The sequence below is a fragment of the Verrucomicrobiota bacterium genome (assembly GCA_021413925.1).
Lineage (GTDB): Bacteria > Verrucomicrobiota > Verrucomicrobiia > Chthoniobacterales > UBA6821 > UBA6821.
Window position 1 is genome coordinate 26,281 of record JAIOPL010000010.1, and the last position, 21,381, is coordinate 47,661.

Below are 21,381 nucleotides of genomic sequence, written 5' to 3' on the forward strand. Positions count from 1 at the left end.
ATACTAATGAGAATAGATTATTGACAACGCGGGGATGCTATTGATAAAAGGTAATCACTATCAACCGTCCCATGCAATATCCATCCTCACTCGATACATTACTCGACAGACCACTCCATGCCGCCGGGAACATGAACCCGATGATCCGGTTTGCGGCACTCACACTCATCATGGCCATGATCATGGCATTCGCTCCGGCGCGTGTTCATGCGTGCAGTTCATGCCCCAGCGGCAACACTGGAACGAGCTACAACTTCCCCGATGGCGTGGGAGGGATGGCCTGGATGCAGTACAACTTCGAGTCGCAGAGCCAGAACTACAGCGGCTTCAACAAGGCCCCCGCCGACACCAACCATGACAAGCTGGTCCAGACCTCCACGATGATCGCTGGCTTGCAATATTTCTGGAATGAGAAGTGGGGGTTCCAGGTACTGGTTCCCTCGGCCAACACTCTCTACCGCTATGCTCCGCACAGCGGCGATCATGCCGGGGAGACTGCGGAGGCTCATGCAGAGGAAGCTCATGCCGAAGAGGGGCACGCAGAGGAACACCAGGGAGAGAAGGTTGTCACCAAGCAGTGGTGGGCCATGGGAGATATCCGCCTGAACGCAATCTACACCGGGCTCAGCAAGGATCAGTCGACCGGAATCAATCTGGGTGTGAAGCTTCCTTCCGGAAACTGGACCGAACCCAATGTCGAGCGCTCCGTGCAGGTCGGCACCGGAAGCACCGACATCCTCTTCGGCTTCTACCATCGGCATCGCATCACGAGCGATGCGCTTTGGAGTTGGTATTCCCAGGCCCAGTTGGATGCCCCGGTGATCTCGCAGGGAGGATACACCCCGGGCATCGCCGTGGATGTCGCGACGGGCGTCTACTACTCGGGACTGAGTCTCGGGAAACTGAAGATCCGTCCCATCGGGCAGGCGATTTTCACCACGGTGGGATCGGATTCCGGCCCCAATGCCTCCGGCCAGAACAACGGCTTCCAGCAACTCTCGCTCGCTCCTGGCATCGAATTCGAAGTCCATCCCGTCCGTGTCTACGCGGATGTGGCCCTTCCTGTCATGAACAACGTCTCCGGCAACCAGCTTATTGCTCCGGCTCAGGTGCGCGTGATCGCCAGCTATTCGTTCTAGAACGGTTCCCTGGGCAAAAAGAGCCCGTGCCTCGGTAACTTCCTGTTTTCCTGATTGATATCTTCGGAATCCGGATCTGGGCGCAGGCTGGTCATCCGTCAGGGAAGCCGCTAAACGAAGTGCTTCCCATGAGGATAGTTCGGATCTTTTTCACACTCCTGATCGGTTTGGCTGCCCCGCTCCTTCAAGCGGAACAGCCGCCGATTCTGGATCCGGCGTTCAATCCCCTGCTGAGGGAGAAGATCGCCGGGGATCTCTTCGGTTACAGACCCAAAGTTGAGGAAAATGGGATCTCTCTCTTCGCGCAGTCGGTCACCGATATGCTCTGGAACACGGTCGGTGGTGATTCCATAGGGAGTGCCTGCAACGGATTACTTCAGTTCGGGGCGGAGATTGATCTCGCCAAGGCTGTGGGCCTGCCAGGCGGCCGCTTCAAGAACTCATGGTTCTGGCTCTACGGCCGCAATCCCTCCAACTACGTCGGGGATGTCAACGGAGTCAGTGGCATCTCGGGCCTCCCTTCCTTCCGCTGCTACGAACTCTGGTATGAGCAGAATGTGCTGGAGGATGCCCTCTCCCTGCGCGGAGGTCTTCTCGGGCTTGACGCAGAGTTCTGCTATCCTGAGACGGCACTCCTCTTCATGAACGGCACCTTTGGTATGCCGGCACTCATGTCCCAGAATCTCGTCAACAGCGGTCCCCAGTATCCCATGGCGACACCGGGCATCAGGCTTGCTGTGCGCCCGGTTTCATGGCTCACCCTGCGTAGTTCCTTCTCCCAAGCCAACCCCTTTCCGCAGAGCGAGAACCTTCACAACTTCAACTGGAACTTCGGCCCCTCCGGAGGGCTCCTCAGTATGAATGAAGCCGAGGCCCGATGGGAATCCCTGCTCAAGGAGAGGAAACTTCCTGGCTCCGCAAAGGCCGGCTTTTTCATCCAGTCGGGACAGAGTCCCGCGGTTCCCGACGAATGGTCCTTCGGCCCCCCCGATTCACTCCAGTACTGCACCGGATTCTACGGGATCATCGACCAGATGTTGTACCGTGCGCCGGGTCAGGATGAAGCTCCGTCGAAAAACCCCGTTGCCGGCAAATCGGTCGTGGATGGCAAGGGCACCGACGGCAAAAGCTCCGATGGTAAAAGCACCGCTGGGGAGGCTCCCGTGCGTGGTCTGAAATCCTGGTTAAGGGTTGGTTTCTGCCCCCAGTCCTACAACCCGCTCTCCATCTACACGGATGGAGGTCTGGTCTATACCGGGCTGATTCCTGGTCGCAAGGAAGACAAGACGGGCATTGCCTTCTGCTACGGACAGGTCAGCAGCGGCTACATGAATCTGGGAAATGCCCAGGGAATTCCGGCCCCCTCCTTCGAGGCGGTGATCGAGTTCACCCACTCGATCCGCCTGGCCCCAGCAATCGCTCTCCAACCCGACATCCAGTATGTCATGCATCCCGGCGGAAGCCGCCAGAACGGCAATGCCCTGGTGGTAGGGATGCGCGCCGTGGTGGATTTTTAAGAAGGGACCAGTTAGCCTCTACGGATGGAAACTCAAGAGGTGATCAGTGGGAGCAAACGCGATGCCGTGGCCGTCCGCGATTTCTTCAATGGCTGGACGCTCTACCGCAGGATCGTCGATAACGATTATCTCTATCACCGTTCCGTGGGAGAGGTTTTCTCAAGGTGGCTTGACCGTATGGACGGCACCTTCAGTTTTCTTGATCTGGGATGTGGCGATGCGGAGTTCAGTTCCGGGATCCTGAGTGGAAGGCCGCTTCGTTCTTACACGGGGATCGACCTCTCCCCAGTGGCTCTTGAACTTGCGCTTCAGAACACTGCTTCACTCGGCGTCCCCTGCAACCTGATTGTCGGTGACTTTCTCCTGAGCCTGAGCGCATTACCTGAAGAATACGATCTGATCTACATCGGCCTCTCGCTCCATCATCTTTCCCGTCAGGAGAAGGAATTCTTTTTTGGCGAGCTCCGTCGCAAAGTCTCTCCGGGAGGATCATTGCTGATCTTCGATCCCGTGCTGACTCCCGGTGAGGCGCGTGCTTCCTATCTGGGCCGCTGGTCCGATCACGCCCAGTGGTCGTGGAAGGCATTGACCGTGGAGGAGGTCGCGGGAGCCGTGCAGCATGTCACAACTTCCGATTTCCCCGAGGAGCTCTCCACGCTGAACAGGATGGCTGTGGCTGCCGGATTTCACTCTGCCGAAGTCCTCTTCATGGACCGAACTGATTTCTACGCCTTGATGGCGTTTCAGGCCGCATGAGGCTATCCCCCGTTTGTTCTCTCCAAGCCAGGGCTTGCCTTCCCATTGCTGATGGGGCTAGGCATCTGCCATGCAGATGATGAATCACATGCGGTTTTTGCTTCTAGCCGGTTTTCTTGCGCTGGTTCTTCCTGCATCCATTAGCGCTGATCCGGGTAAGAAACCAGAAACGCCGGCAGTCGTTCCGCCAGCGGGGCCAGAGATCGTCGATGTCGGTGTCTGGCCCACGGTCATCTACAACCTGGATGTCCATTCTAATACCTTCTACATGACCGCCTACGTCTGGTTCATCTGGAAGGGTAACATCGATCCGAGCGAGACCGCCGAGTTAGTCAACAATGTGGAGAGCTGGGGACTGACAAAGGTGAGAACCTACCCCAAGCCGATCACCTTCCCCGATGGCCGCAAGTACCAGTGCCTCAGGATTGAGGGACGATTTTTCCAGCCCTTCAGCTTGAAGCGATTCCCTCTGGAGCACCACACCCTTAGTCTCTCGCTGGAGGATAACACCTACACGGTCGATAAGATTATTTACCGATTGGATCAAAAAAACTCAGGCATCGATCCGGGTATCAATATCCCCGGTTGGAGCGTGAAATCATGGTCGGGCCTCGCCGGTATCCACCACTTCCCGACCAATCTCGGAGACCAGACGGTCGGAACCGAGGGGGTGGACTATGGATCGATAACCTTCAAGGTCGAGGTCACGCGTCCCGTGAACTTCTTCCTCTGGAAGATGATGCTCCCGGTCTTGATTGTCCTGATAGCCAACTGGACGGCACTCCTGCTGCATCCGACTCAGCTGGCCTCACGTGTCGCCATGACGGGAACGGCCCTACTGACAACGGTCTTTCTGGAGCAGGGATACTCCTCGAATCTGCCTGAGGTGAACTATCTGGTCCTGATGGATAAAATATACGTCGTTGTCTATCTGCTCATTATTGCCTCACTGGTTCAGGTCGTGATTCAAGGGGCGCTTGAAAAGAGGCACCTGCTCAATGAATTCAAGAAGGCTCAGTGGGTAGATAAAATCAGCGTGGTTCTTCAGGCAGCAGCCTTCATTCTGGCTCTCATCTTTATCAACGCCACGACGCGTTGATCAGCAATAGCGAATGGAGCTGGGGTGGGAATATCTACGCTCTCAAGATCCCTTGAGATCTTCAAATGAGTGCCTGAGTTGCTCGACCTGTTTCCTGTAGTGCTCGGCGTCTCCGTAATCGAAAAAATACCGGTAGCGACTGTGCGCGGACTTCATGCGGATCGCATGTTTGATGGGGCACCAGTATTGCTCGGTTCGTGCCGCGATCTCCCCGGTCATCGCCAGTACCCCATTGGCATACCCGCAGTATTCGCAGTTCAGTTTCTCGATCCAGTTGAGATAGGCAAGGTGGCGTCTGTCGAGTCGGATGAATTCGTGGCGCCGGACCTTGGGAATGCCATAGATCGGAAAGCAAACAAACTGGTACACAGACAGCATAAGGTCCAGCAGGGCTATCGGGATCAGGCATGACCAGATCACCGGTGCAGTCAGAACACTGACAAGGCGGGAACTCCGGATGAAAGAGGTGAACCGGGTGACCAGCTTGCGGTGCTTGGCGCGGGCTTCCTCCGTGAAGCGTACCTTGCCCTGACGCACTTCATAGAAAAACTCGGCTTCCTTTCTCTGCAATTCATGGAGAATTTCCTTCTCCAGAACATTCATCCGTTCCAGCAAGGCATCGAGTGAAGTGTTCATGGGGGTCGTGACCAGAGGACGCGGCCAACTGATTGATGGCAGGGGATGCGGAACTAAGGAAGAGCTATCGTGTTCCCTGCTGAACCCCACTTGGAACAAGAGATGGCAAATGCATTTTTGCAAGTCAGTTTGCAATCCCTGAAATAGAATCCCACCGGAGTTGACGGGGCTCGAACCCGCAACCCCCGCCGTGACAGGGCGGTGCTCTGACCAATTGAGCTACAACTCCAGGGATCTCTCGGCAAATTACCGAGGGCTGGTAATCATCCATGCAATCGCGTTCCCGGCAATCTTTTTTGTGACTTTCCTGCAGTTGCCGGTCATTCTTGCTAGCACAAGACTATGGCTTATACATCCTATGCTGCCTTCCTGAAGGCTCTCGAAGAAGCCGGTGAGCTCCGGCGCATCTCTGAGCCCGTGGCCACCGAACTCCAGATCACGGAGATCGCCGACCGTGAGATGAAGTCGCCGGGAGGAGGGAAAGCGCTGCTCTTCGAGAGACCGACGATCAACGGCAAGGTCTCCGCCTTCCCTGTAGCGATCAATGCCTTGGGCTCCAAGCGCCGCATGGCGATGGCTCTCGGACTCGACTCCGTCGATGAGCTTGCCGGACAACTTGAGTTCCTGATGAAGGCGAAGCCGCCGAAGAGCTTCAAGGACGCCCTCAAGCTCCTGCGCAACGGCATCGATCTCATTCATGCCCGCCCTCGCTCCGTAAAGAGCGCTCCCTGTCAGGAAATCGTGAATCGGATGGGGGAGGGGAATAATGGAGAGCCTTTTTCCTTGGATCAACTGCCGATCCTGAAGTGCTGGCCACAGGATGGCGGACGGTTCATCACACTGCCAACCGTCTACACCAAGGACCCCGACACGGGTGAGCGGAATGTCGGCATGTACCGGATCCAGATCTACGACGGCAAGACTACAGGGATGCACTGGCAGGTTCATAAGGTCGGAGCCCGCCACGGGAAGCGCTACTACGAGCGCGGCGAGAAGATGCCCGTCGCCATCTGCCTCGGCGGCGACCCCGCCTTCACGCTGGCCGCCACAGCGCCTCTCCCAGATGGCATTGATGAGATCCTCTTCGCCGGATTCGCCCGCAAAAAATCTGTCGACCTTGTGAAATGCGTGACCCAGCCGCTCGAGGTCCCCGCGGAAAGCGACTTCGTGATCGAGGGATATGTGCAGCCCGGCGAGATGCGGCCCGAGGGACCGTTCGGCGATCACACCGGATTCTACACACCCGTGGACGACTATCCCGTCTTCCATGTCACGGCCATCACCCACAGGAAGGAGGCTGTCTACCCCTGCACGATCGTCGGGATTCCGCCGATGGAGGACTTCTACATGGGAGAGGCGAGCGTCCGGATCTTCCTACCGATTTTCAAAATGAACTTCCCCGAGATCGTCGACATGGCACTTCCAGCCGAGGGGACATTCCACAACCTCGTCTTCGTCTCGATCAAGAAGCAGTACCCGTGGCAGGCCTTCAAGGTGATGCATGGACTCTGGGGCATGGGCCAGATGATGTTTGCCAAGTATATCGTCGTCGTGGATCAGGACTGCGATGTGCAAAACACTTCGGAAGTTCTTTTCCGCTGGATGGCCAACACCGATCCCCAGCGCGACAGCATCCTGACCAAGAACCCACTGGACAGCCTCGACCATGCCCCGACCGTTCCCAACATGGGCGGACACATGGGCTTCGACGCCACGAAGAAGATCCCCGGCGAAGGGTACATGCGCGGCTGGCCCGACTTGGTGAAAATGGATGAGGCGACGAAGGCATGGGCGGATGGGTTTCGGGGATAGGCTCAGGGAGCAACTCACCATGCCGCCGACACTCATGGCGGAATCCGAGAATTGCTCTCTTGAGGAGCTGAAAACTATGATTAAATCCAGATGAAGTCCTCAGTTAAAAAATCCGAGAGCGATTTCATTCTCTCTGCAAAGAGGGCCTTCGGCCGTGTCAATCGCTCACTACGTGCCGAGAACGCCCGTTTGGGACTCCCTCTCATCCAGGGCGTGAATGGCAAGCTAACTCTTGTGAAGCTAACGGCATTGGCTCTTTCAGAGAAAAGAAGGTAAGGAAAAGCCAAAATTCCACGGGCTGCACCAAGTGGCAGGCCTGACCTAGTGAAAATGGACGAGGCGACGAAGGCATGGGCGGATGGATTCAGGGGATAGGGAATAGGGAATGGGGGATAGGGGAGGAACTACTCGTGATGCGAGCGACCTTTCATTCCTCGTCCATCATTCGATGGTTCCGAGATTCCATGACGGGCCCATCGCAGATACCTTTCAAAACGGGTTGACGGGTGTGTTGGGCTATCGTTCAATCTTTGAAATTCCACTCCCCCTACTACCCCCCACAGACCATTTTAAAACCTCATGAAGAAGATCCTACTCGCCACAGCGATCCTTGCTGGCGCAAGCCTTACCACCAGCGCCCATGCCGATACCTTCGGAACGGGGGCCAATCAGTTCACCCTCGATTTCACCACGATCGGTAATACCAATAACAGCGCCGACACCACCGGCTACGGCTCGGTCGGTTACGCCTACCGGATCGGAACCTACGAGATCTCCCAGAACCAGATCGATAAGGCCACAGCCTCCGGACTCCAGAATGTCACGGCGGGAGAATGGACCGGTGACAGGCCTGCGGGCCGCATGACTTGGTATGAGTCGGCGGCCTTTGTGAACTGGCTCAATACGAGCAAAGGATTTGCCCCCGCTTATAATCTGTCATGGAGTGGCAGCACCTGGAGCATGGCTCTCTGGACAGCCACAGACAACGGGTATGATGCCAATAACCTCTACCGCAACTCACAGGCGAAGTATTTCCTCCCAAGCGAGAACGAGTTCTACAAGGCGGCTTTCGGCAAGAGTGACGGGACTGGCTACTACCTGTATCCGACGGCCAGCAATTCTGCCCCCACGGCTGTTACAAGCGGAACCACCTCAGGAACAGCTGTCTATAACCAAGGTTGGATACCACCAGGACCCGCTTCTATCTATCAAGCTGGAGGACGCAGCTCCTACGGGACGATGGGTCAGGGAGGGAATATGCAGGAATGGCAGGAAAGCTCCTCGGATGGCACGAATAACAATGTGGGTGATCAACGCATGGTTCGAGGAGGTTACTGGTATGGTTCCTCCAGTGATGCTCTAGATTCCTCGACCCGCTCCAGCTTCGGTCCGAGCACTGATATCGTAAATCTTGGGTTCCGAGTTGCCAGCGTGAGTGGAATTGTTCCAGAAAGCCCTGCTATTCCCGAACCCTCCACCTACGCGCTATTCGGCCTCGGTGCGCTCGCGTTGGTGATCGCCTACCGCCGGAAAATGGCCTGAACTAATTAGCTAAGCAGCAAACAATCTGAAAGGCCCGTCTCCCGAAAAAGGGTGACGGGCTTTTTTGTCTTCTGAATCCTCTGCGCCTCCGCGATTGCTGGCCCGGCCGTTGCTTCGCATCCGTTACGGCTGCGGGAGAAATCTGCAGGCTGAGTCGGCTTCTCCCCTGCCGCTATCTCCCATCTCCTATCTTCTGCCTCCCCAATGCCCTCTCAGTTCCTCGCCGTCATCACCCGGAGTAGGGTCAGAAGCTTTCTGAATGTGGGAACCCGGTATCGCTTCGCAAAGACATCGTAGCGGTCTCGGTGCATCTGGAGCAGGAGATCGCGGTAGAGGGCGCTCATGAGTCGGGCTGGGCGCATGAGGCGCCGTTGATTGATGGTCATTTCCGACCAGGCGATCTCAGCCTTGGCGAACCACGAGTCGGCCCGCTCTGCCTGATAATTCAGAAGGTGAGTCATTTCCGGAGAGAGACGTGACTGGAGAATGTCCTTCTTACTGACTCCGAAGCGCTTGAGATCCTCACGGGGGATGTAGATCCGGCCCATCGATGCATCCTCGGCGACATCCCTCAGGATGTTGGTGAGTTGCAGGGCTATCCCCAACTGCTCCGCATAGCTCTCCACGGCTTCTCCCTGAGCTCCAAAGATCTGAGCGCTGGTCAGTCCCACAGCCGAGGCGACGCGGCGGCAGTAGATTTCCAAATCCTTGAAGGTCGCGTAGCGGTTCTGCTCACGATCTCCCGCGTCCATGAGCATGCCACGTACGATCTCCGAGAGCAGGTGGCGGTCGAGATGCCGCCTCTGGATTATGGCCTCAAAATCTTCCGGGAGTCTTATAGAAGTCTTATTTCTAAACTCAATCGCACTCAGCCAAGACTCCAGTGCCTTCTGCTTCTGAGTAACCTCAAGGGAACGGCTGTCGGCGATATCATCCACAAGGCGGCACCACTCCGCGAATAGGAGTGCATCGGAACGCCGACCCCCGGGTAGCAGAAGAAGTGCCGGGATCAGGTTGGAAGAACGCCGAGGCCGCGAGCCCCGAATCCTGCGCGGGATGCTGAGTGCGGGGGTTGATGATTCCATGGGGCTGATGAGTACCACTATCCATCATTACTGAATCTTTCAGCTTTTAACTTTTTCCTCTGAAGCGGAGTGTGAGGGAAGGATGACTCTCCCCAACCAGATCACCATCGCCCGGATCCTACTGATCCCGGTATTTGTCGTGCTTGCGATCTATTACGGGAAGACAGCCGCTTCCGGTCACCCCGACGAGAATCTTCGCTTGGCAACCATTGCCGTTTTTCTTGCGGCCGCCCTGAGTGACGGGATCGACGGGTGGCTCGCCCGCCGCTTTCACCTCAAGTCACGCCTAGGCGCCATCCTGGATCCGATCGCCGACAAGGGGCTGATGCTGACGGCGATCATCACTCTAAGTGTCACGAAGTGGCCCTACGAACTCCCTGTGTGGTACCCGGTGCTCGTGATCGCCCGTGACATCATTATTGTGGTCGGGTGCGCCATCCTGCGTCTGCTCAACGATCATCTGGAAGTGAGGCCCTCGCATTTGGGCAAGGCCTCCACCTTCCTTCAGATGCTGACGGTTGCCGTCGTCATGTTGCAGTGGAGCCACTGTGATCCGGTGGTCTGGGTCTCCGGAGCGGTGACTCTTCTGAGTGGTATCGGCTATGTCGCCTCCGGCATCAAGCAACTCCAGGATGGCGGACACACGGTTCCCGTGACACCCTCGGATAAACCCGCTTCCTAAGCAGGGCCAACACTTTATTTTTTCATGAGACGAGTCGCTATTGTCGGTCGCCCCAATGTGGGTAAATCCTCCCTCTTCAACCGTCTCATGGGACGGAGGGTCGCTATCGTCCATGACCAACCGGGCGTGACTCGCGACCGTCTGGCCGGGATCTGCAAGACAGGTTCGGTGCCCTTCGAAATCATTGACACCGGTGGCATCGGCGATGCACCCGATCCCGACTTCGCGGAGGCGACCCATGTGGCCGCTCAGGTCGCGATCGCAAGTGCCGATCTGCTTCTCTTTGTCGTGGATGGGAGGGCTGGACTCACACCCCTGGATCGCGAGCTGGCCCGGATGCTGCGATCCGGAGGGCGCCCCCTCATCCTAGTCATCAACAAGATCGATCAGGAAATGCATGAGTCGTTGGTCGCGGATTTTTTCCAGCTCGGCTTTCCGGAGGTGCTAACAATCAGCGCCGCCCATGGACGCGGCACCATTGATCTGCTCGAGATGATCTGCGGCAAGCTCGGAGAGATGGCTTCCATCACCGTCACCGAACCCGAAGATCTCTCGGCGCCCCGACTGGCGATTGTGGGCCGTCCGAATGTTGGGAAATCCTCACTCTTGAACCGGTTGCTCGGCGAAGAACGCAGCATCGTAAGCGATATCTCCGGCACCACCCGCGACGCCCTCGATGTGCGCTGTGAACTGGGCGGCGAGCCCTACATTCTCGTGGATACGGCCGGACTCCGTCACCGTTCCAAGCCCGACACCTCGGTGGAGATCTTCAGCGCGATGCGTTCCGAGGAGGCGATCCGACGGGCTGACGCGGGGCTGCTTGTGGTCGATGCGACTGAGGGAGTCACCACCCAGGACAAACGCATCGCCGGCATGCTTCAGGAATCGTACAAGGCCTGCATCATCCTTCTCAACAAATGGGATCTCGTCAGCAAGGAGGACGGAGGGCGCGCCTCCCAAGGCGAACAGTCCGACGTGATCCGGAAGGACCTCTTCTTCCTCGATTACGCTCCAGTGGTCTGCATCTCGGCCAAGACGGGCCAGGGGTTTAGCCGGATTTTCACCGCGCTCAAGAGCGTCCGCCAGGAAACTGAAACCCGGATCTCGACGGGAGAGCTGAACAGATTCTTTCGAGATACCTTCGAGCAGCACCCTCCTCCCTCCAAGTCGGGCAAGCGCTTCAAGCTCCTCTACGCCACCCAAGTGTTGCCGGCGATCGTACGGCCGTTCAGCCCGCCCGAGTTCCTGCTCTTTGTTAACGATCCCGATCTCATCACGGATGCTTACCGAGAGTACCTCTTCAACCAATTCCGGGCACGCTGGCCCTTTCCCGGTGTTCCGATCCGCCTCCGCATGAAGGGACGCGATAGCCGTGAGGTTCAGGATCGCAAAAAGGAGGGCCGCACGATCACTAATGCCGCCATCGCCGCGGAGGATGCAGACTCACTCAGGGAGAATAAAGAGCATAAGGAGAACGGGGGTGCTAAGGAGAATAAGGGAAAAAAGGAAACTCAGGAGAAGTCCCCGCGTCGCCCACTCCTCAAGGCAGTGCCACGTCCCCGTCGCGCCCCCTCGCACAAGCCACAGAAGCGTCTCGGTGGGAAAAAGACAGCAGCTCCCCGCAAGGGAAGGGCCCCCCGTCGGTAGATCTCTTCAATCAAATATTTATCGCGCAGAGGCGCGGAGAAAGATGAAAAGAAAAACAGGAATCCATTGGCCTGCCTTTGCTGACCGCGCCTCGCCTGTCTGTCCATAAAGCTGCTTTCCATGAAATTCTTTTCCACTCTGCGTCTCTGCGCCACTGCGGGAGAATATTCTTTCAGCCTTTTTCTTTAGCGTGATCGTTTGAAAGTTGAGGCATTGACTCTAGGTCCGGCTCCCGATACTTCAGTTCCCATGAACAGTTTTCCTTTTCCCGCTGAGCCTTCCGAGAAGCAGAATATCATCGAGAGCGCCATCGGGCGCTGGCTTCTCGTGGTACTACCAGTCGTCCTGATCGGGCATCTTTTAGGAGCCTTGGCAATTGTTGCGGCGCTCATGTCGTCCAATTTCAATATCCTCGGCTGGCTGGAGTAACAGTCGTGGGTGATTGGTGATCGGGAATGGGTGATCGGGTATAAAAAGCTGGAGTTTTTTTTACTCCCTATAACCCATAGCCTATTCCCTACCCCCCAGCCGTCGCTACGCGACGGCTACGGCTCCGGATGGTCGTCTCCCGTTGTGCGCGTCCCGATCTGGCTGTGGTTGACATAGGCATGGCCCTGGAGATGAGCCATCGCGGCGCAGAGACATCCCCCTCCGATGATGATCACCCCGGCGATGTAGACCCAGAGTAGCAGGAACATCATGCCACCCATCGCCCCGTAGATGGCGCTGTAGTTGATGAGCTTCGGGACAATGTTCACGAAGAAGGCCTGGCCTACCTGGAGGAGAATGGCGACGAGCAGGGCCGGGATCCAGATCTGGACAAAGCGGATCTTAAGACGCGGCGCCAGCATGAAGAGCACTGTGAAACAATAGAAGAGTACCAGGGTGCCTCCGACATAACGGCTGAAGTCCACAACGGCCAGCGCATGGGCGACGTTGACCATGGGGAAGTATTCGGTGATCACTCTCTCCAGGGAGTGCAATAGTCGCGCCACCCCCTGCAGTAGTGCTGGAACGATGGTGCCGATGAGCAGGGCTCCCGACATGGCCAGAATCAGGAGGAGATTTTTCACCGGCATCTGCCACCAGGGGAGCCGGCGTGTTCCCCAGGCGTGATTGATCGAGAGCACGAGTGAGTGGAAGAACCGCAGGGAGGCCCAGGTTAGGATAAGGATGGAGGCGATGCTGACACTGCCGCGCGCTTTTTCCAGACCGCGCACCATGCTCCAAAGAAGCTCCTGCTGTTCCTCCCCAATGGGAACGAAACGGTGGATGGTGGTCAGGGCCGTGTCCCCGGGGAAGAGATAGGAGCCGATGGTCAGCAGGAGAGCGACAAGAGGAACAAGCGAGAAGAGGGCGTAGTAGGCGAAGGCTGCTGCGTTCTCACCGCCGCTGATCCGCCCATAGATCGTCGCGGTCTCGCGGATCAACCGCCAGAGATAGAGTGCGGATGTGACAACGTGCCGTGGAATCAATCTTTTTCGCTCACCATCGTGCGTTGTCATTGAGCAGGTACTTGGGAGACCGAGGGTTACGGACTCAGGCGTTCGATGATCCAGGCCGTGCCTTCGGCTGACTTCCCCTGCTTGGGGCGTCTATAACGGAAGCGGTCGTGGAGGCGGTTTGGTCGACCCTGCCAAAACTCGATCGTACGAGGGGAGACCTGATAGCCGCTCCAGAAATCGGGCACAGGGATCTCCTCTCCTGAGTAGCGCTCTTCCAGTTCCGTTGCCTGTCGATCAAGCGTCTCGCGGTCGGGGAGCACCATGCTCTGGCGGGAGGCCCATGCTCCGATGCGACTACCCCGCGGACGGCTCGCGAAGTAGGCCTCCGTCTCCGAGCGGGGCAGGAGCGAGGCAATACCGTTGATCTGAATCTGACGCTCGAGGGGCTCCCAGTAGAAGAGCAGGGAGACAAAGTTATTGGCCGCAATCTGCAAGGCCTTGCGGCTGCCAGTATTGGTGAAGAAACGGAATCCGGTCTCATCGTATCCCTTCAGCAGCACGACACGGGAGGAGACTTCCCCCTCCGGGGAACTCGTAGAGAGGACCATGGCGGTCGATTCCAGAACGGAGGGGGAAGACTTCGCCTCATCCAGCCACGCATGGAACTGGACGAACGGATCGGGAGCGAGGTCGGCACTCCTGAGTTCGGCATGATGGTAGTCACGCCGGAACGAGGCCACGTCGAGAAGGTCTGGGCGCTCGGATTGTTCCATTGAGTGATCATGCAACAGGCACCGCCACAGAGGCACCCCTAAAATTGAACGCAAATTGCTTTTGACAGAAGAAGGTCCGCGAATCATTCTTCTAATCCGCTTTTTCTCGAAAAGCATCGTTGCATCGTCGTCGCTATTAACTAGTACCGGCTGGTGTGACGGTCATTGCTTTTAAGGAGCTGCGGAAACGACCCTAGCATCCCGAAGGTCGCTGTTCTTTCAACAACTTGGCCGGTCTTAGGACCGGGCAGGCCCATGTAGCTCAGTTGGTAGAGCACGTCCTTGGTAAGGACGAGGTCACCGGTTCAATCCCGGTCATGGGCTCCAGAGGAACGAATCACCAAAAAACAAAACAACCAGCACAACCCAACATTATGGCAAAAGAAGCCTTCAAACGCGAAAAAGATCACGTGAACATCGGCACGATCGGGCACGTTGATCACGGCAAGACCACCCTCACCGCCGCCATCACCACCGTGCTGGCCAAGACCGGAAAGGCCCAGGCACGCGCCTACGACCAGATCGATGCGGCTCCCGAGGAAAAGGCACGAGGCATCACCATTTCCACCGCTCACGTCGAGTACGAGAGCGACAAGCGCCACTACGCCCACGTCGATTGCCCGGGACACGCCGATTACGTCAAGAACATGATCACCGGTGCCGCCCAGATGGACGGTGGTATCCTTGTCGTCAGCGCTGCAGACGGCCCGATGCCCCAGACTCGTGAGCACATCCTGCTCGCCCGTCAGGTCGGCGTTCCTTCCCTTGTCGTCTTCATGAACAAGGTGGATCTTGTTGATGATCCGGAGCTCCTCGACCTCGTCGAGATGGAGGTCCGCGATCTCCTTACGTCCTATGACTTCCCAGGTGACGAGATCCCCATCATCAGGGGCAGCGCCAAGAAGGCCCTCGAGGGAGACCCCGAGCAGGAGAAGAACATCCTCGCCCTCATCGAGGCCGTTGATACCTACATCCCGATGCCTGAGCGTCCGAAGGATCAGCCCTTCCTCCTCCCTGTCGAGGACGTGTTCAACATCGAAGGTCGTGGCACCGTGGCCACCGGCCGCGTCGAGCGTGGTATCCTGAAGAAGGGTGAGGAAGTCGAGATCGTTGGTCTCAAGGACACCCAGAAGACCACCGTTACCGATATCGAAATGTTCCGTAAGCTCCTCGACACCGCAGAGGCCGGCGACAACGTCGGAATTCTGCTTCGCGGTATCAAGAAGGAAGATATCGAGCGTGGACAGGTCATCGCTAAGGTCGGCTCCATCAAGCCCCACAAGAAGTTTAAGGCCGAGATCTACGTCCTCAGCAAGGAGGAAGGTGGTCGCCACACCCCGTTCTTCACGAACTATCGTCCTCAGTTCTACTTCCGCACCACCGACGTCACCGGCTCTGTCAAGCTGCCCGAGGGTGTTGAGATGGTCATGCCTGGTGACAACGTCGCCATCGAGGTCGAACTCGGTAGCCCGATCGCTATGGAGAAGACAATCCGCTTTGCAATCCGTGAAGGCGGCCGTACCGTCGGTGCGGGTCGTGTCTCCGAGATCATCGAATAACACATCGCAAGAGCCTAGGCCAGTAGCTCAATTGGTAGAGTAGCGGTCTCCAAAACCGTTTGTTGGGGGTTCGAGTCCCTCCTGGCCTGCTCTGCATCCTTCGCTCTTCTTCCGCACTTCCTCATCCCCTTGTATGGCAAATAAATTATTCTCCTACTTCGGTGAGGTCCGTACGGAACTGAAGAAGGTGCAGTGGCCTTGGGATGACAGCGAGCGCGGATTCCGCAAGTACAAAGAGCTCTGGGATTCCACGTTGGTTGTCATCATCGCCATGCTTCTGGTCGGCGGTTACATCTCCTTCTTCGATTTCATCACCATCAATGTGGTCGGATTCCTGACCAAACCCTAACCGGCACACTCCCGGTTTTTACCAAATTATCTGATCATGGCATTAGCCCCGAAAGACCAGTGGTTCGTCGTTCACGTCCTCTCCGGACAGGAAAAGAAAATCCACGCCAACATCGTCAAGAGGATCGCCACCGAGGAGATCGGCGACCATGTCTTCGAGGTGCTTATTCCCACCGAGCGGGTGCAGGAGATCAAGCGCGGCAAGAAAACCGAGACCACTCGCAAATTCTTTCCAGGATACCTTATTGTCAACATGCACCTCCTCGATGAGAACAACGAACTCATCGACAAGTCCTGGTACTTCATCAAAGACACCACCGGTGTCATTGGATTCGCCGGCACCAAGGACAAGCCTATTCCTATGCGGCAGAAAGAGGTCGATGCCATGCTTTCCCAGATGAAAGAGCGCGAGGACACCGTCACCGCCAAGGTCATCTACGAGGTCGGCGATAAGGTCAAGGTCTCCGACGGTCCCTTCCAGAACCAGCAGGGCATCGTCGAGGAGGTCGACCCCGAGCGCGGCAAGCTCCGCGTCAGTGTCAGCATCTTCGGACGCGACACGCCTGTGGAGCTGGAATATTGGCAGGTCGAAAAGGCTTAGTCTTTGGATCTTGTGATCGCCGCCCGCCGCAAGCGCACGGCATAACACTTCTTCTTTCACAAAAGCCCCGCTACCGGCAAACGGAGCGGGGCTTTTTGTTGCACCGGTTTCTCGGTCAGGAGCGCAGAAGATGGAAGATGGAAGATTGGAGATGGAGGATTGGAGACTCCCGACCTTCGGCTCGGTCTTCAGGTTTCATCCCTACATCCTACTTCCCATCTCCCGCCCCTCCGGGGCGCCCCCCTCACTTCGGGCTTAAGACGTCGGCTAGCATTTTCCTCGCTAGGACGAGGTCGCTGTAGGGAGTGCGCTTGCGTTGGTACTTCCGCTCGAGGACTTCGATCAACGACTCGACATCAGCCGCCGGCGGCTTGGTCTTCTTGTTGTCGTAATAGGTCCAGACTTCGGCATCGGACCGCTTGGTCTGGAAGCGGAAGAGACTGGCTTCCTTGATGACACGGAGTTCCCGTTTCACTCCGTCCTCATCGCGAACTTTCCATTCATGGTTTCCTCTCATGGTTTGAGCTGTTAGCTTCCTCTGCGTGCGCTCTCTCGGGAAGATCTTTCTCTACCTTCTACTCGTCCTGATCGGCGGGGCTCTTGCGGCACCCCTGGCCTGGCATCTGATCCAGATGCTCCCGCCCCATCTTCTTGGTGGTCTGATCGGAAAGATACAGGGTATGCCCTTCCACCGCTATCTCTCACGCAGCCTACAGGTCGCCGCCATCCTTCTGCTTGTGCCACTGCTGCGGTCCCTGCGGATTCGTTCGTTTGCAGAGCTCGGTCTGCATGGCAGTGGCCGGTCTCTGAAGGATCTGATGGTTGGTTTGTTTTCCGGAGCCTTCTGCATCCTCCTTCTGGAGTCGGCTGCTCTTTATTCCGGAGCCTTTGTTATCCATCCCGGCTGGAGTGTGGGGTTGATGGGTGCTCTTCCCCGTTTGCTGCTGACCGCCGTTGTGGTCGCTACGTTGGAGGAGTTTCTTTTCCGGGGCGTGCTTTTGGGATTTTTCCGACAGGTGATGGTTCCGTCGGTGGCCATCATTCTCTCGGCCATGATCTTTGCCGGGGTTCATTTTTTGAATCTCCCCACGGCGGCATCGGGTGAAGCATCTCCTGACTGGTGGTCCGGACTGTCGGTCCTCGGTTCCCTCGGGAGTTCGTTGCCACCGTTGCCTATTCTCGGCTGGGCGTTTGCGACCCTCTTTGTGGCGGGGATCATTCTGGCCTGGATGACTGTGCACACGGGTTCTCTCTGGGCGGCGATTGGACTTCATGGAAGCTGGATCCTCGGGCAACAGGTATTCAACGCGGTCGCCGGCTTCCGAGTGCAGCCTCCGGATGGTCTTTTGCCGCTGTTCGGTCCTCCCCAGTGCCACGGCATGGTGCCCGTAGGGCTTATCCCGCTGGGTGCATTGCTGCTTGCGGGCTTTCTGGCAGTGATATTGCTCCGTCACCGCAGGCAACCGCCACTTTATCCCCTTGGGAACCGGTGATTATTCATTGCTCCGTCGAGCCGAGGCGTCGGTTCTGAGTCCACTGTTGAGCCTGCTTTATCCGGCTCATTGCGCATCCTGCGGGTGCAGCATTGCAGATAGGGGCACCCGGGATGAGTTCCTTTGTGGGGAATGCAGGAATGGAATTCTGGCTCCACCGGAACATCTTTGCCCGATGTGCTCCCATCCAATGCTCGGTTTGGTGACCTGTCCGAACTGCGATGATCGCAGCTGGCACCTCTCCGCTATCGTGGCTGCTTGCCGCTATGATGGACTAGCGGGAGAGTTAGTGAAACGTTTCAAGTACGGCCGCGACCGGACACTGGCGCCTCTTCTGGGTGATCTCCTGTTCGGGGCGATGAACGATCCCAGACTGGCAGGCAAAGAATTCGACATCATCGTCCCGGTACCTCTTCATCGCCTGCGGGAGCGCGAACGCGAGTTCAATCAGTCAGATCTTCTGGCCGCTAGGCTTGTGAAGCATTTTGGTTGCCCTATGAAAAACCTGCTGAAGCGTACCCGTGCCACGGCCCCTCAGGCCGGTCTCAGTCGTGAGGAAAGAATGGAGAATCTCGAGGGAGCCTTCGAAGTCAGAAAGCCTCCACGGGCAGGAGTTTCCCTGCTTCTGGTTGACGATGTCACCACGACGGGGGCCACGCTGGATGCCTGTGCCGCCGTCCTGATGGAGGCCGGAGCCGCAGAAGTCTGCGCGGTGGTGGTGGCGAGAGGCTGATCGGCAATGGGGAATAGGATATAGGTGATAGGGAAAAGGGGGATTCACCTGGATCTCTTCTTTTGTATTCTCTCCCTATTACCTATCCCCTAGACCCGATCCCCTATCAGGCTTCCCATCAACCGCTGATTTGTTGCAGAATTGTTCCCCATGACGATGTTCAAAAAGCCGACGCTTAAGTTTTCAGAAAAAAAGCGGCGCGAAATGCCCGAAGGCCTCTGGACGAAGTGCCCTGGATGTTCCGAGATGGTCCATCATCTCGCGGTTGAGGAAAATCTGCGTGTCTGTCCCAAATGCGGCCATCACTTCCCCATGGGAGGGCAGGAGCGGATCTCCACACTGGTGGACGAAGGGACCTTCGTGGAGACGGATGCCACGATGTCCTCGGTGGATCCTCTCGGATTCAGGGGAGTCGCCACCTATGAGGATCGTCTCAAGACCTATCGGGAGAAGACCGGACTCGTCGATGCCGTGATCACCGGTTCGGGGGTCATGGGGGGGCATCCCGTCGGGTTGGCTGTGATGGATTTCTCCTTTCTGGCGGCCACCATGGGCTCCGTAGTCGGCGAGAAGATTACCCGCATCATTGAGGCCTCCACCAAGGCCAAGCAGCCTGTCATCATCGTCTGTGCCTCGGGAGGCGCACGCATGTACGAGGGGATGCTCTCCCTCATGCAGATGGCCAAGACCAGCGGCGCCCTGGCCCGCCACAGCGAGGCAGGACTACCCTATATCGCCGTTCTGACTAATCCTACAACGGCCGGTGTCATGGCCAGCTTCGCCACGCTCGGTGATATAGCCCTGGCGGAACCGAAGGCCATGATAGGCTTCGCCGGCCCGCGGGTGATCCGTGAGACAACACACCAGGAATTACCCGAGGGATTTCAGACCGCCGAGTTCCTGCTCGAGCATGGCCTGATCGACGAGATCGTCCCCCGCGCGAAAATGCGCGAGACTATCATCACGATCATCGCGAACCTGATGGGCAAGTAGTGGGAGGAAGAGGGATGAAAGCTGAAGGCTGAGACCTGAAGGTTTCGCCGCCGTCTTCCGAACGTCTCGCCCTGAGGGGTTGCTTCGCAGGCCAAACGGCAACACCCGCCACTTGGTTTTTGCGGGTGTTACCTATGTCCTGACCCGTTCCCTGTGCCCCGGCTTGTTTCAGCTTTCATACTTCAGGTTTCAGCTTTCATACTTCAGGTTTCAACATGTCCCCTGATTCCTCTCTCCTCGATTGGCTGATGGCCACGCAGTCCCGGGGTGTCCATCCCGGACTCGAGCGGATGGAGCGCCTGCTTGTGGGGCTTGGGAATCCCGAACGAAATCTGCGTTGTCTCCATGTAGCGGGCACGAACGGGAAGGGCTCCGTCTGCGCCATTGCCGAATCGATACTCCGGAGTATGGGGATCCGGACCGGCCTCTATACCTCACCCCATCTGGTGGAGTTCTCTGAGCGGATCCGGATCAACGGGGATAATATTGCTGATGCCAAGATCGATGAAGGGATTGCGAGGATACGAGAGATCACAAAGGCGTGGAGAGAGGAGGAGCAACCTACGTTTTTCGAGTTGGTGACGGCCCTCGCCTTCGATCTCTTGGATCGTGAGGGCTGCGAGGTTGTGGTTTTAGAAACTGGACTCGGTGGTCGCCTCGATGCCACCAACACGGCCGCCAAGCTTGCTTGCGCTATCACGCCGATCGCGCTCGATCACTCGGAGTGGCTGGGAGAGACATTGGGTGAGATTGCAAGCGAGAAGGCCGGGATCCTCCGGGAAGGCATTCCCGTTGTCATAGCCCCTCAGGATCCCGAGGTCTCGAAGGTCCTTGCCAGGGCGGCTCAGGCGATCGGTGTCCCCTGCGAGTGGGTCACAGCGCCGATTCCCGCAGACATTCTGCTTGGTCTTGCTGGATCTCATCAGCGCTGGAATGCCTCGGTGGCTCTCTCGTTGATTCGCGCCGCCGGATTCGAGCCCTCCCCCGATGCCCTTGCGAGGGGGCTCTGTGAGGTTTGTTGGCCCGGCCGTTTCCAGCAACTTGTCCTTTCCGGAGCTAAACTGATCCTGGATGGAGCCCACAATCATCATGCGGTCCGCCAGCTCGTGGTTACATGGAGGGAGAAATATGGAGAGCGCCCTTGCAGGCTTATCTTTGGGGCGCTTGCGGACAAGGATCCCGCGGCGATGCTCTCCGAATTGATGCCTCTGGCTTCGGAGGTTTTTCTCGTGCCTGTGCCCTCTCCTCGATCGGCTGATCCCTGGAAAATAGCTTCGAGGGAGTACTTTAGCGGTTGTTCACAACCCATTCCCAAGGTCTTTGGGTCGCTTCGGGAGGCCTTGGAGGGACTCAGGCACCATCATTCTGACTCGGAAGCCCCTGTCCTACTGACTGGATCGCTCTTCTTGGTCGGAGAGGCCCTTTCCTTGGTTTCCGGGGGAGAGGTCAAGCCGCGCAGCCAATAAGGAAGAGCCCCCTGAAACTGCCCGAGCGGGGCAATCTTTTTCCAAGTTATAGTTA

General features: G+C 57.3%; 22 protein-coding genes and 3 tRNA genes. 19 read left to right on the forward strand and 6 right to left on the reverse strand.

Features of this window, described 5'->3' with window-relative positions; all coding sequences use genetic code 11:
• Window positions 1–71: 71 nt before the first annotated feature.
• The 4 genes from K8R57_05230 to K8R57_05245 all read left to right on the forward strand — a co-directional run bounded on the left by K8R57_05230 (window position 72) and on the right by K8R57_05245 (window position 4,511).
• Complete coding sequence (locus K8R57_05230) at window positions 72–1,139, forward strand: hypothetical protein (protein ID MCE9587699.1); 1,068 nt, start codon at window positions 72–74, stop codon at window positions 1,137–1,139.
• 128 nt (window positions 1,140–1,267) lie between these two features.
• Complete coding sequence (locus tag K8R57_05235; GenBank protein ID MCE9587700.1) at window positions 1,268–2,656, forward strand: carbohydrate porin; 1,389 nt, start codon at window positions 1,268–1,270, stop codon at window positions 2,654–2,656.
• Window positions 2,657–2,680: 24 nt separating this feature from the next.
• Complete coding sequence (locus K8R57_05240; GenBank protein MCE9587701.1) at window positions 2,681–3,412, forward strand: class I SAM-dependent methyltransferase; 732 nt, start codon at window positions 2,681–2,683, stop codon at window positions 3,410–3,412.
• 76 nt (window positions 3,413–3,488) lie between these two features.
• On the forward strand, window positions 3,489–4,511 hold the full coding sequence (locus tag K8R57_05245; GenBank protein ID MCE9587702.1) for a hypothetical protein: 1,023 nt from the start codon (window positions 3,489–3,491) through the stop codon (window positions 4,509–4,511).
• A gap of 42 nt (window positions 4,512–4,553) precedes the next feature.
• Here the strand turns inward: K8R57_05245 and K8R57_05250 are convergent, their stop codons facing one another.
• Both K8R57_05250 and K8R57_05255 read right to left on the reverse strand, forming a co-directional pair.
• Window positions 4,554–5,147, reverse strand: a complete 594-nt coding sequence (locus K8R57_05250; GenBank protein ID MCE9587703.1) for a hypothetical protein — start codon at window positions 5,145–5,147, stop codon at window positions 4,554–4,556.
• A 155-nt stretch (window positions 5,148–5,302) separates the two neighbouring features.
• Window positions 5,303–5,376: transfer RNA gene (locus tag K8R57_05255), tRNA-Asp, on the reverse strand.
• Window positions 5,377–5,489: 113 nt separating this feature from the next.
• On the opposite strand from K8R57_05255, the gene K8R57_05260 reads away from it, so the two are divergent.
• The 3 genes from K8R57_05260 to K8R57_05270 all read left to right on the forward strand — a co-directional run bounded on the left by K8R57_05260 (window position 5,490) and on the right by K8R57_05270 (window position 8,501).
• A complete protein-coding gene (locus K8R57_05260) occupies window positions 5,490–6,959 on the forward strand; it encodes a menaquinone biosynthesis decarboxylase (protein MCE9587704.1) in 1,470 nt (489 codons plus the stop codon).
• Between the two features lie 90 nt (window positions 6,960–7,049).
• The gene (locus K8R57_05265; protein MCE9587705.1) at window positions 7,050–7,235 is read left to right on the forward strand and encodes a hypothetical protein; all 186 of its coding nucleotides are present in this window, start codon (window positions 7,050–7,052) and stop codon (window positions 7,233–7,235) included.
• Window positions 7,236–7,538: 303 nt separating this feature from the next.
• Window positions 7,539–8,501, forward strand: a complete 963-nt coding sequence (locus K8R57_05270) for an SUMF1/EgtB/PvdO family nonheme iron enzyme (protein ID MCE9587706.1) — start codon at window positions 7,539–7,541, stop codon at window positions 8,499–8,501.
• 212 nt (window positions 8,502–8,713) lie between these two features.
• Here K8R57_05270 and K8R57_05275 read toward each other — a convergent pair whose 3' ends face one another.
• Window positions 8,714–9,586 carry a squalene/phytoene synthase family protein gene (locus tag K8R57_05275; GenBank protein MCE9587707.1) on the reverse strand — a complete coding sequence of 291 codons (873 nt, stop codon included), beginning with the start codon at window positions 9,584–9,586 and terminating at the stop codon, window positions 8,714–8,716.
• Window positions 9,587–9,668: 82 nt separating this feature from the next.
• Between K8R57_05275 and K8R57_05280 the strand changes: the two genes are divergently transcribed.
• The 3 genes from K8R57_05280 to K8R57_05290 all read left to right on the forward strand — a co-directional run bounded on the left by K8R57_05280 (window position 9,669) and on the right by K8R57_05290 (window position 12,344).
• Window positions 9,669–10,268, forward strand: coding sequence for a CDP-alcohol phosphatidyltransferase family protein (locus K8R57_05280; GenBank protein ID MCE9587708.1), 600 nt, complete (start codon window positions 9,669–9,671; stop codon window positions 10,266–10,268).
• A gap of 24 nt (window positions 10,269–10,292) precedes the next feature.
• Entirely contained in the window at window positions 10,293–11,915 is a 1,623-nt protein-coding gene (der, locus tag K8R57_05285) for a ribosome biogenesis GTPase Der (protein MCE9587709.1), read from the forward strand.
• Between the two features lie 249 nt (window positions 11,916–12,164).
• Window positions 12,165–12,344: a hypothetical protein gene (locus tag K8R57_05290; protein MCE9587710.1), complete on the forward strand. Its 180-nt coding sequence runs from the start codon at window positions 12,165–12,167 to the stop codon at window positions 12,342–12,344.
• Window positions 12,345–12,460: 116 nt separating this feature from the next.
• Here K8R57_05290 and K8R57_05295 read toward each other — a convergent pair whose 3' ends face one another.
• Entirely contained in the window at window positions 12,461–13,420 is a 960-nt protein-coding gene (locus K8R57_05295; GenBank protein MCE9587711.1) for a YihY/virulence factor BrkB family protein, read from the reverse strand.
• A gap of 26 nt (window positions 13,421–13,446) precedes the next feature.
• Window positions 13,447–14,133: a pyridoxamine 5'-phosphate oxidase gene (gene pdxH / locus K8R57_05300; protein ID MCE9587712.1), complete on the reverse strand. Its 687-nt coding sequence runs from the start codon at window positions 14,131–14,133 to the stop codon at window positions 13,447–13,449.
• 251 nt (window positions 14,134–14,384) lie between these two features.
• Between pdxH and K8R57_05305 the strand changes: the two genes are divergently transcribed.
• The 5 genes from K8R57_05305 to nusG all read left to right on the forward strand — a co-directional run bounded on the left by K8R57_05305 (window position 14,385) and on the right by nusG (window position 16,641).
• Window positions 14,385–14,460, forward strand: a tRNA-Thr gene (locus tag K8R57_05305).
• 47 nt (window positions 14,461–14,507) lie between these two features.
• Window positions 14,508–15,692 (forward strand): elongation factor Tu, encoded by a 1,185-nt coding sequence (gene tuf, locus K8R57_05310; GenBank protein ID MCE9587713.1) that lies wholly within the window; start codon window positions 14,508–14,510, stop codon window positions 15,690–15,692.
• A gap of 16 nt (window positions 15,693–15,708) precedes the next feature.
• A tRNA-Trp gene (locus K8R57_05315) sits at window positions 15,709–15,781 on the forward strand.
• A gap of 44 nt (window positions 15,782–15,825) precedes the next feature.
• Complete coding sequence (gene secE / locus K8R57_05320; protein MCE9587714.1) at window positions 15,826–16,041, forward strand: preprotein translocase subunit SecE; 216 nt, start codon at window positions 15,826–15,828, stop codon at window positions 16,039–16,041.
• A 36-nt stretch (window positions 16,042–16,077) separates the two neighbouring features.
• Complete coding sequence (gene nusG, locus K8R57_05325) at window positions 16,078–16,641, forward strand: transcription termination/antitermination protein NusG (protein MCE9587715.1); 564 nt, start codon at window positions 16,078–16,080, stop codon at window positions 16,639–16,641.
• Between the two features lie 244 nt (window positions 16,642–16,885).
• Here the strand turns inward: nusG and K8R57_05330 are convergent, their stop codons facing one another.
• Window positions 16,886–17,158, reverse strand: a complete 273-nt coding sequence (locus K8R57_05330) for a hypothetical protein (protein MCE9587716.1) — start codon at window positions 17,156–17,158, stop codon at window positions 16,886–16,888.
• A gap of 25 nt (window positions 17,159–17,183) precedes the next feature.
• On the opposite strand from K8R57_05330, the gene K8R57_05335 reads away from it, so the two are divergent.
• From K8R57_05335 to K8R57_05350, 4 genes are all read left to right on the forward strand, one after another.
• A complete protein-coding gene (locus tag K8R57_05335; protein MCE9587717.1) occupies window positions 17,184–18,134 on the forward strand; it encodes a CPBP family intramembrane metalloprotease in 951 nt (316 codons plus the stop codon).
• 7 nt (window positions 18,135–18,141) lie between these two features.
• The gene (locus K8R57_05340) at window positions 18,142–18,867 is read left to right on the forward strand and encodes a ComF family protein (protein MCE9587718.1); all 726 of its coding nucleotides are present in this window, start codon (window positions 18,142–18,144) and stop codon (window positions 18,865–18,867) included.
• Between the two features lie 150 nt (window positions 18,868–19,017).
• The gene (accD, locus tag K8R57_05345) at window positions 19,018–19,860 is read left to right on the forward strand and encodes an acetyl-CoA carboxylase, carboxyltransferase subunit beta (protein MCE9587719.1); all 843 of its coding nucleotides are present in this window, start codon (window positions 19,018–19,020) and stop codon (window positions 19,858–19,860) included.
• A 215-nt stretch (window positions 19,861–20,075) separates the two neighbouring features.
• On the forward strand, window positions 20,076–21,326 hold the full coding sequence (locus K8R57_05350) for a bifunctional folylpolyglutamate synthase/dihydrofolate synthase (GenBank protein MCE9587720.1): 1,251 nt from the start codon (window positions 20,076–20,078) through the stop codon (window positions 21,324–21,326).
• Window positions 21,327–21,381: the final 55 nt, after the last annotated feature.

What these genes read in the sequence shown, in the direction of transcription:
- K8R57_05230 (MCE9587699.1), top strand. Translation starts at nt 72, where the DNA reads ATGCAATATCCATCCTCACTCGATACATTACTCGACAGACCACTCCAT.
- K8R57_05235 (MCE9587700.1), top strand. Translation starts at nt 1,268, where the DNA reads ATGAGGATAGTTCGGATCTTTTTCACACTCCTGATCGGTTTGGCTGCC.
- K8R57_05240 (MCE9587701.1), top strand. Translation starts at nt 2,681, where the DNA reads ATGGAAACTCAAGAGGTGATCAGTGGGAGCAAACGCGATGCCGTGGCC.
- K8R57_05245 (MCE9587702.1), top strand. Translation starts at nt 3,489, where the DNA reads ATGATGAATCACATGCGGTTTTTGCTTCTAGCCGGTTTTCTTGCGCTG.
- K8R57_05250 (MCE9587703.1), bottom strand. Translation starts at nt 5,147, where the DNA reads ATGAACACTTCACTCGATGCCTTGCTGGAACGGATGAATGTTCTGGAG.
- K8R57_05260 (MCE9587704.1), top strand. Translation starts at nt 5,490, where the DNA reads ATGGCTTATACATCCTATGCTGCCTTCCTGAAGGCTCTCGAAGAAGCC.
- K8R57_05265 (MCE9587705.1), top strand. Translation starts at nt 7,050, where the DNA reads ATGAAGTCCTCAGTTAAAAAATCCGAGAGCGATTTCATTCTCTCTGCA.
- K8R57_05270 (MCE9587706.1), top strand. Translation starts at nt 7,539, where the DNA reads ATGAAGAAGATCCTACTCGCCACAGCGATCCTTGCTGGCGCAAGCCTT.
- K8R57_05275 (MCE9587707.1), bottom strand. Translation starts at nt 9,586, where the DNA reads ATGGAATCATCAACCCCCGCACTCAGCATCCCGCGCAGGATTCGGGGC.
- K8R57_05280 (MCE9587708.1), top strand. Translation starts at nt 9,669, where the DNA reads ATGACTCTCCCCAACCAGATCACCATCGCCCGGATCCTACTGATCCCG.
- der (MCE9587709.1), top strand. Translation starts at nt 10,293, where the DNA reads ATGAGACGAGTCGCTATTGTCGGTCGCCCCAATGTGGGTAAATCCTCC.
- K8R57_05290 (MCE9587710.1), top strand. Translation starts at nt 12,165, where the DNA reads ATGAACAGTTTTCCTTTTCCCGCTGAGCCTTCCGAGAAGCAGAATATC.
- K8R57_05295 (MCE9587711.1), bottom strand. Translation starts at nt 13,420, where the DNA reads ATGACAACGCACGATGGTGAGCGAAAAAGATTGATTCCACGGCACGTT.
- pdxH (MCE9587712.1), bottom strand. Translation starts at nt 14,133, where the DNA reads ATGGAACAATCCGAGCGCCCAGACCTTCTCGACGTGGCCTCGTTCCGG.
- tuf (MCE9587713.1), top strand. Translation starts at nt 14,508, where the DNA reads ATGGCAAAAGAAGCCTTCAAACGCGAAAAAGATCACGTGAACATCGGC.
- secE (MCE9587714.1), top strand. Translation starts at nt 15,826, where the DNA reads ATGGCAAATAAATTATTCTCCTACTTCGGTGAGGTCCGTACGGAACTG.
- nusG (MCE9587715.1), top strand. Translation starts at nt 16,078, where the DNA reads ATGGCATTAGCCCCGAAAGACCAGTGGTTCGTCGTTCACGTCCTCTCC.
- K8R57_05330 (MCE9587716.1), bottom strand. Translation starts at nt 17,158, where the DNA reads ATGAGAGGAAACCATGAATGGAAAGTTCGCGATGAGGACGGAGTGAAA.
- accD (MCE9587719.1), top strand. Translation starts at nt 19,018, where the DNA reads ATGACGATGTTCAAAAAGCCGACGCTTAAGTTTTCAGAAAAAAAGCGG.
- K8R57_05350 (MCE9587720.1), top strand. Translation starts at nt 20,076, where the DNA reads ATGTCCCCTGATTCCTCTCTCCTCGATTGGCTGATGGCCACGCAGTCC.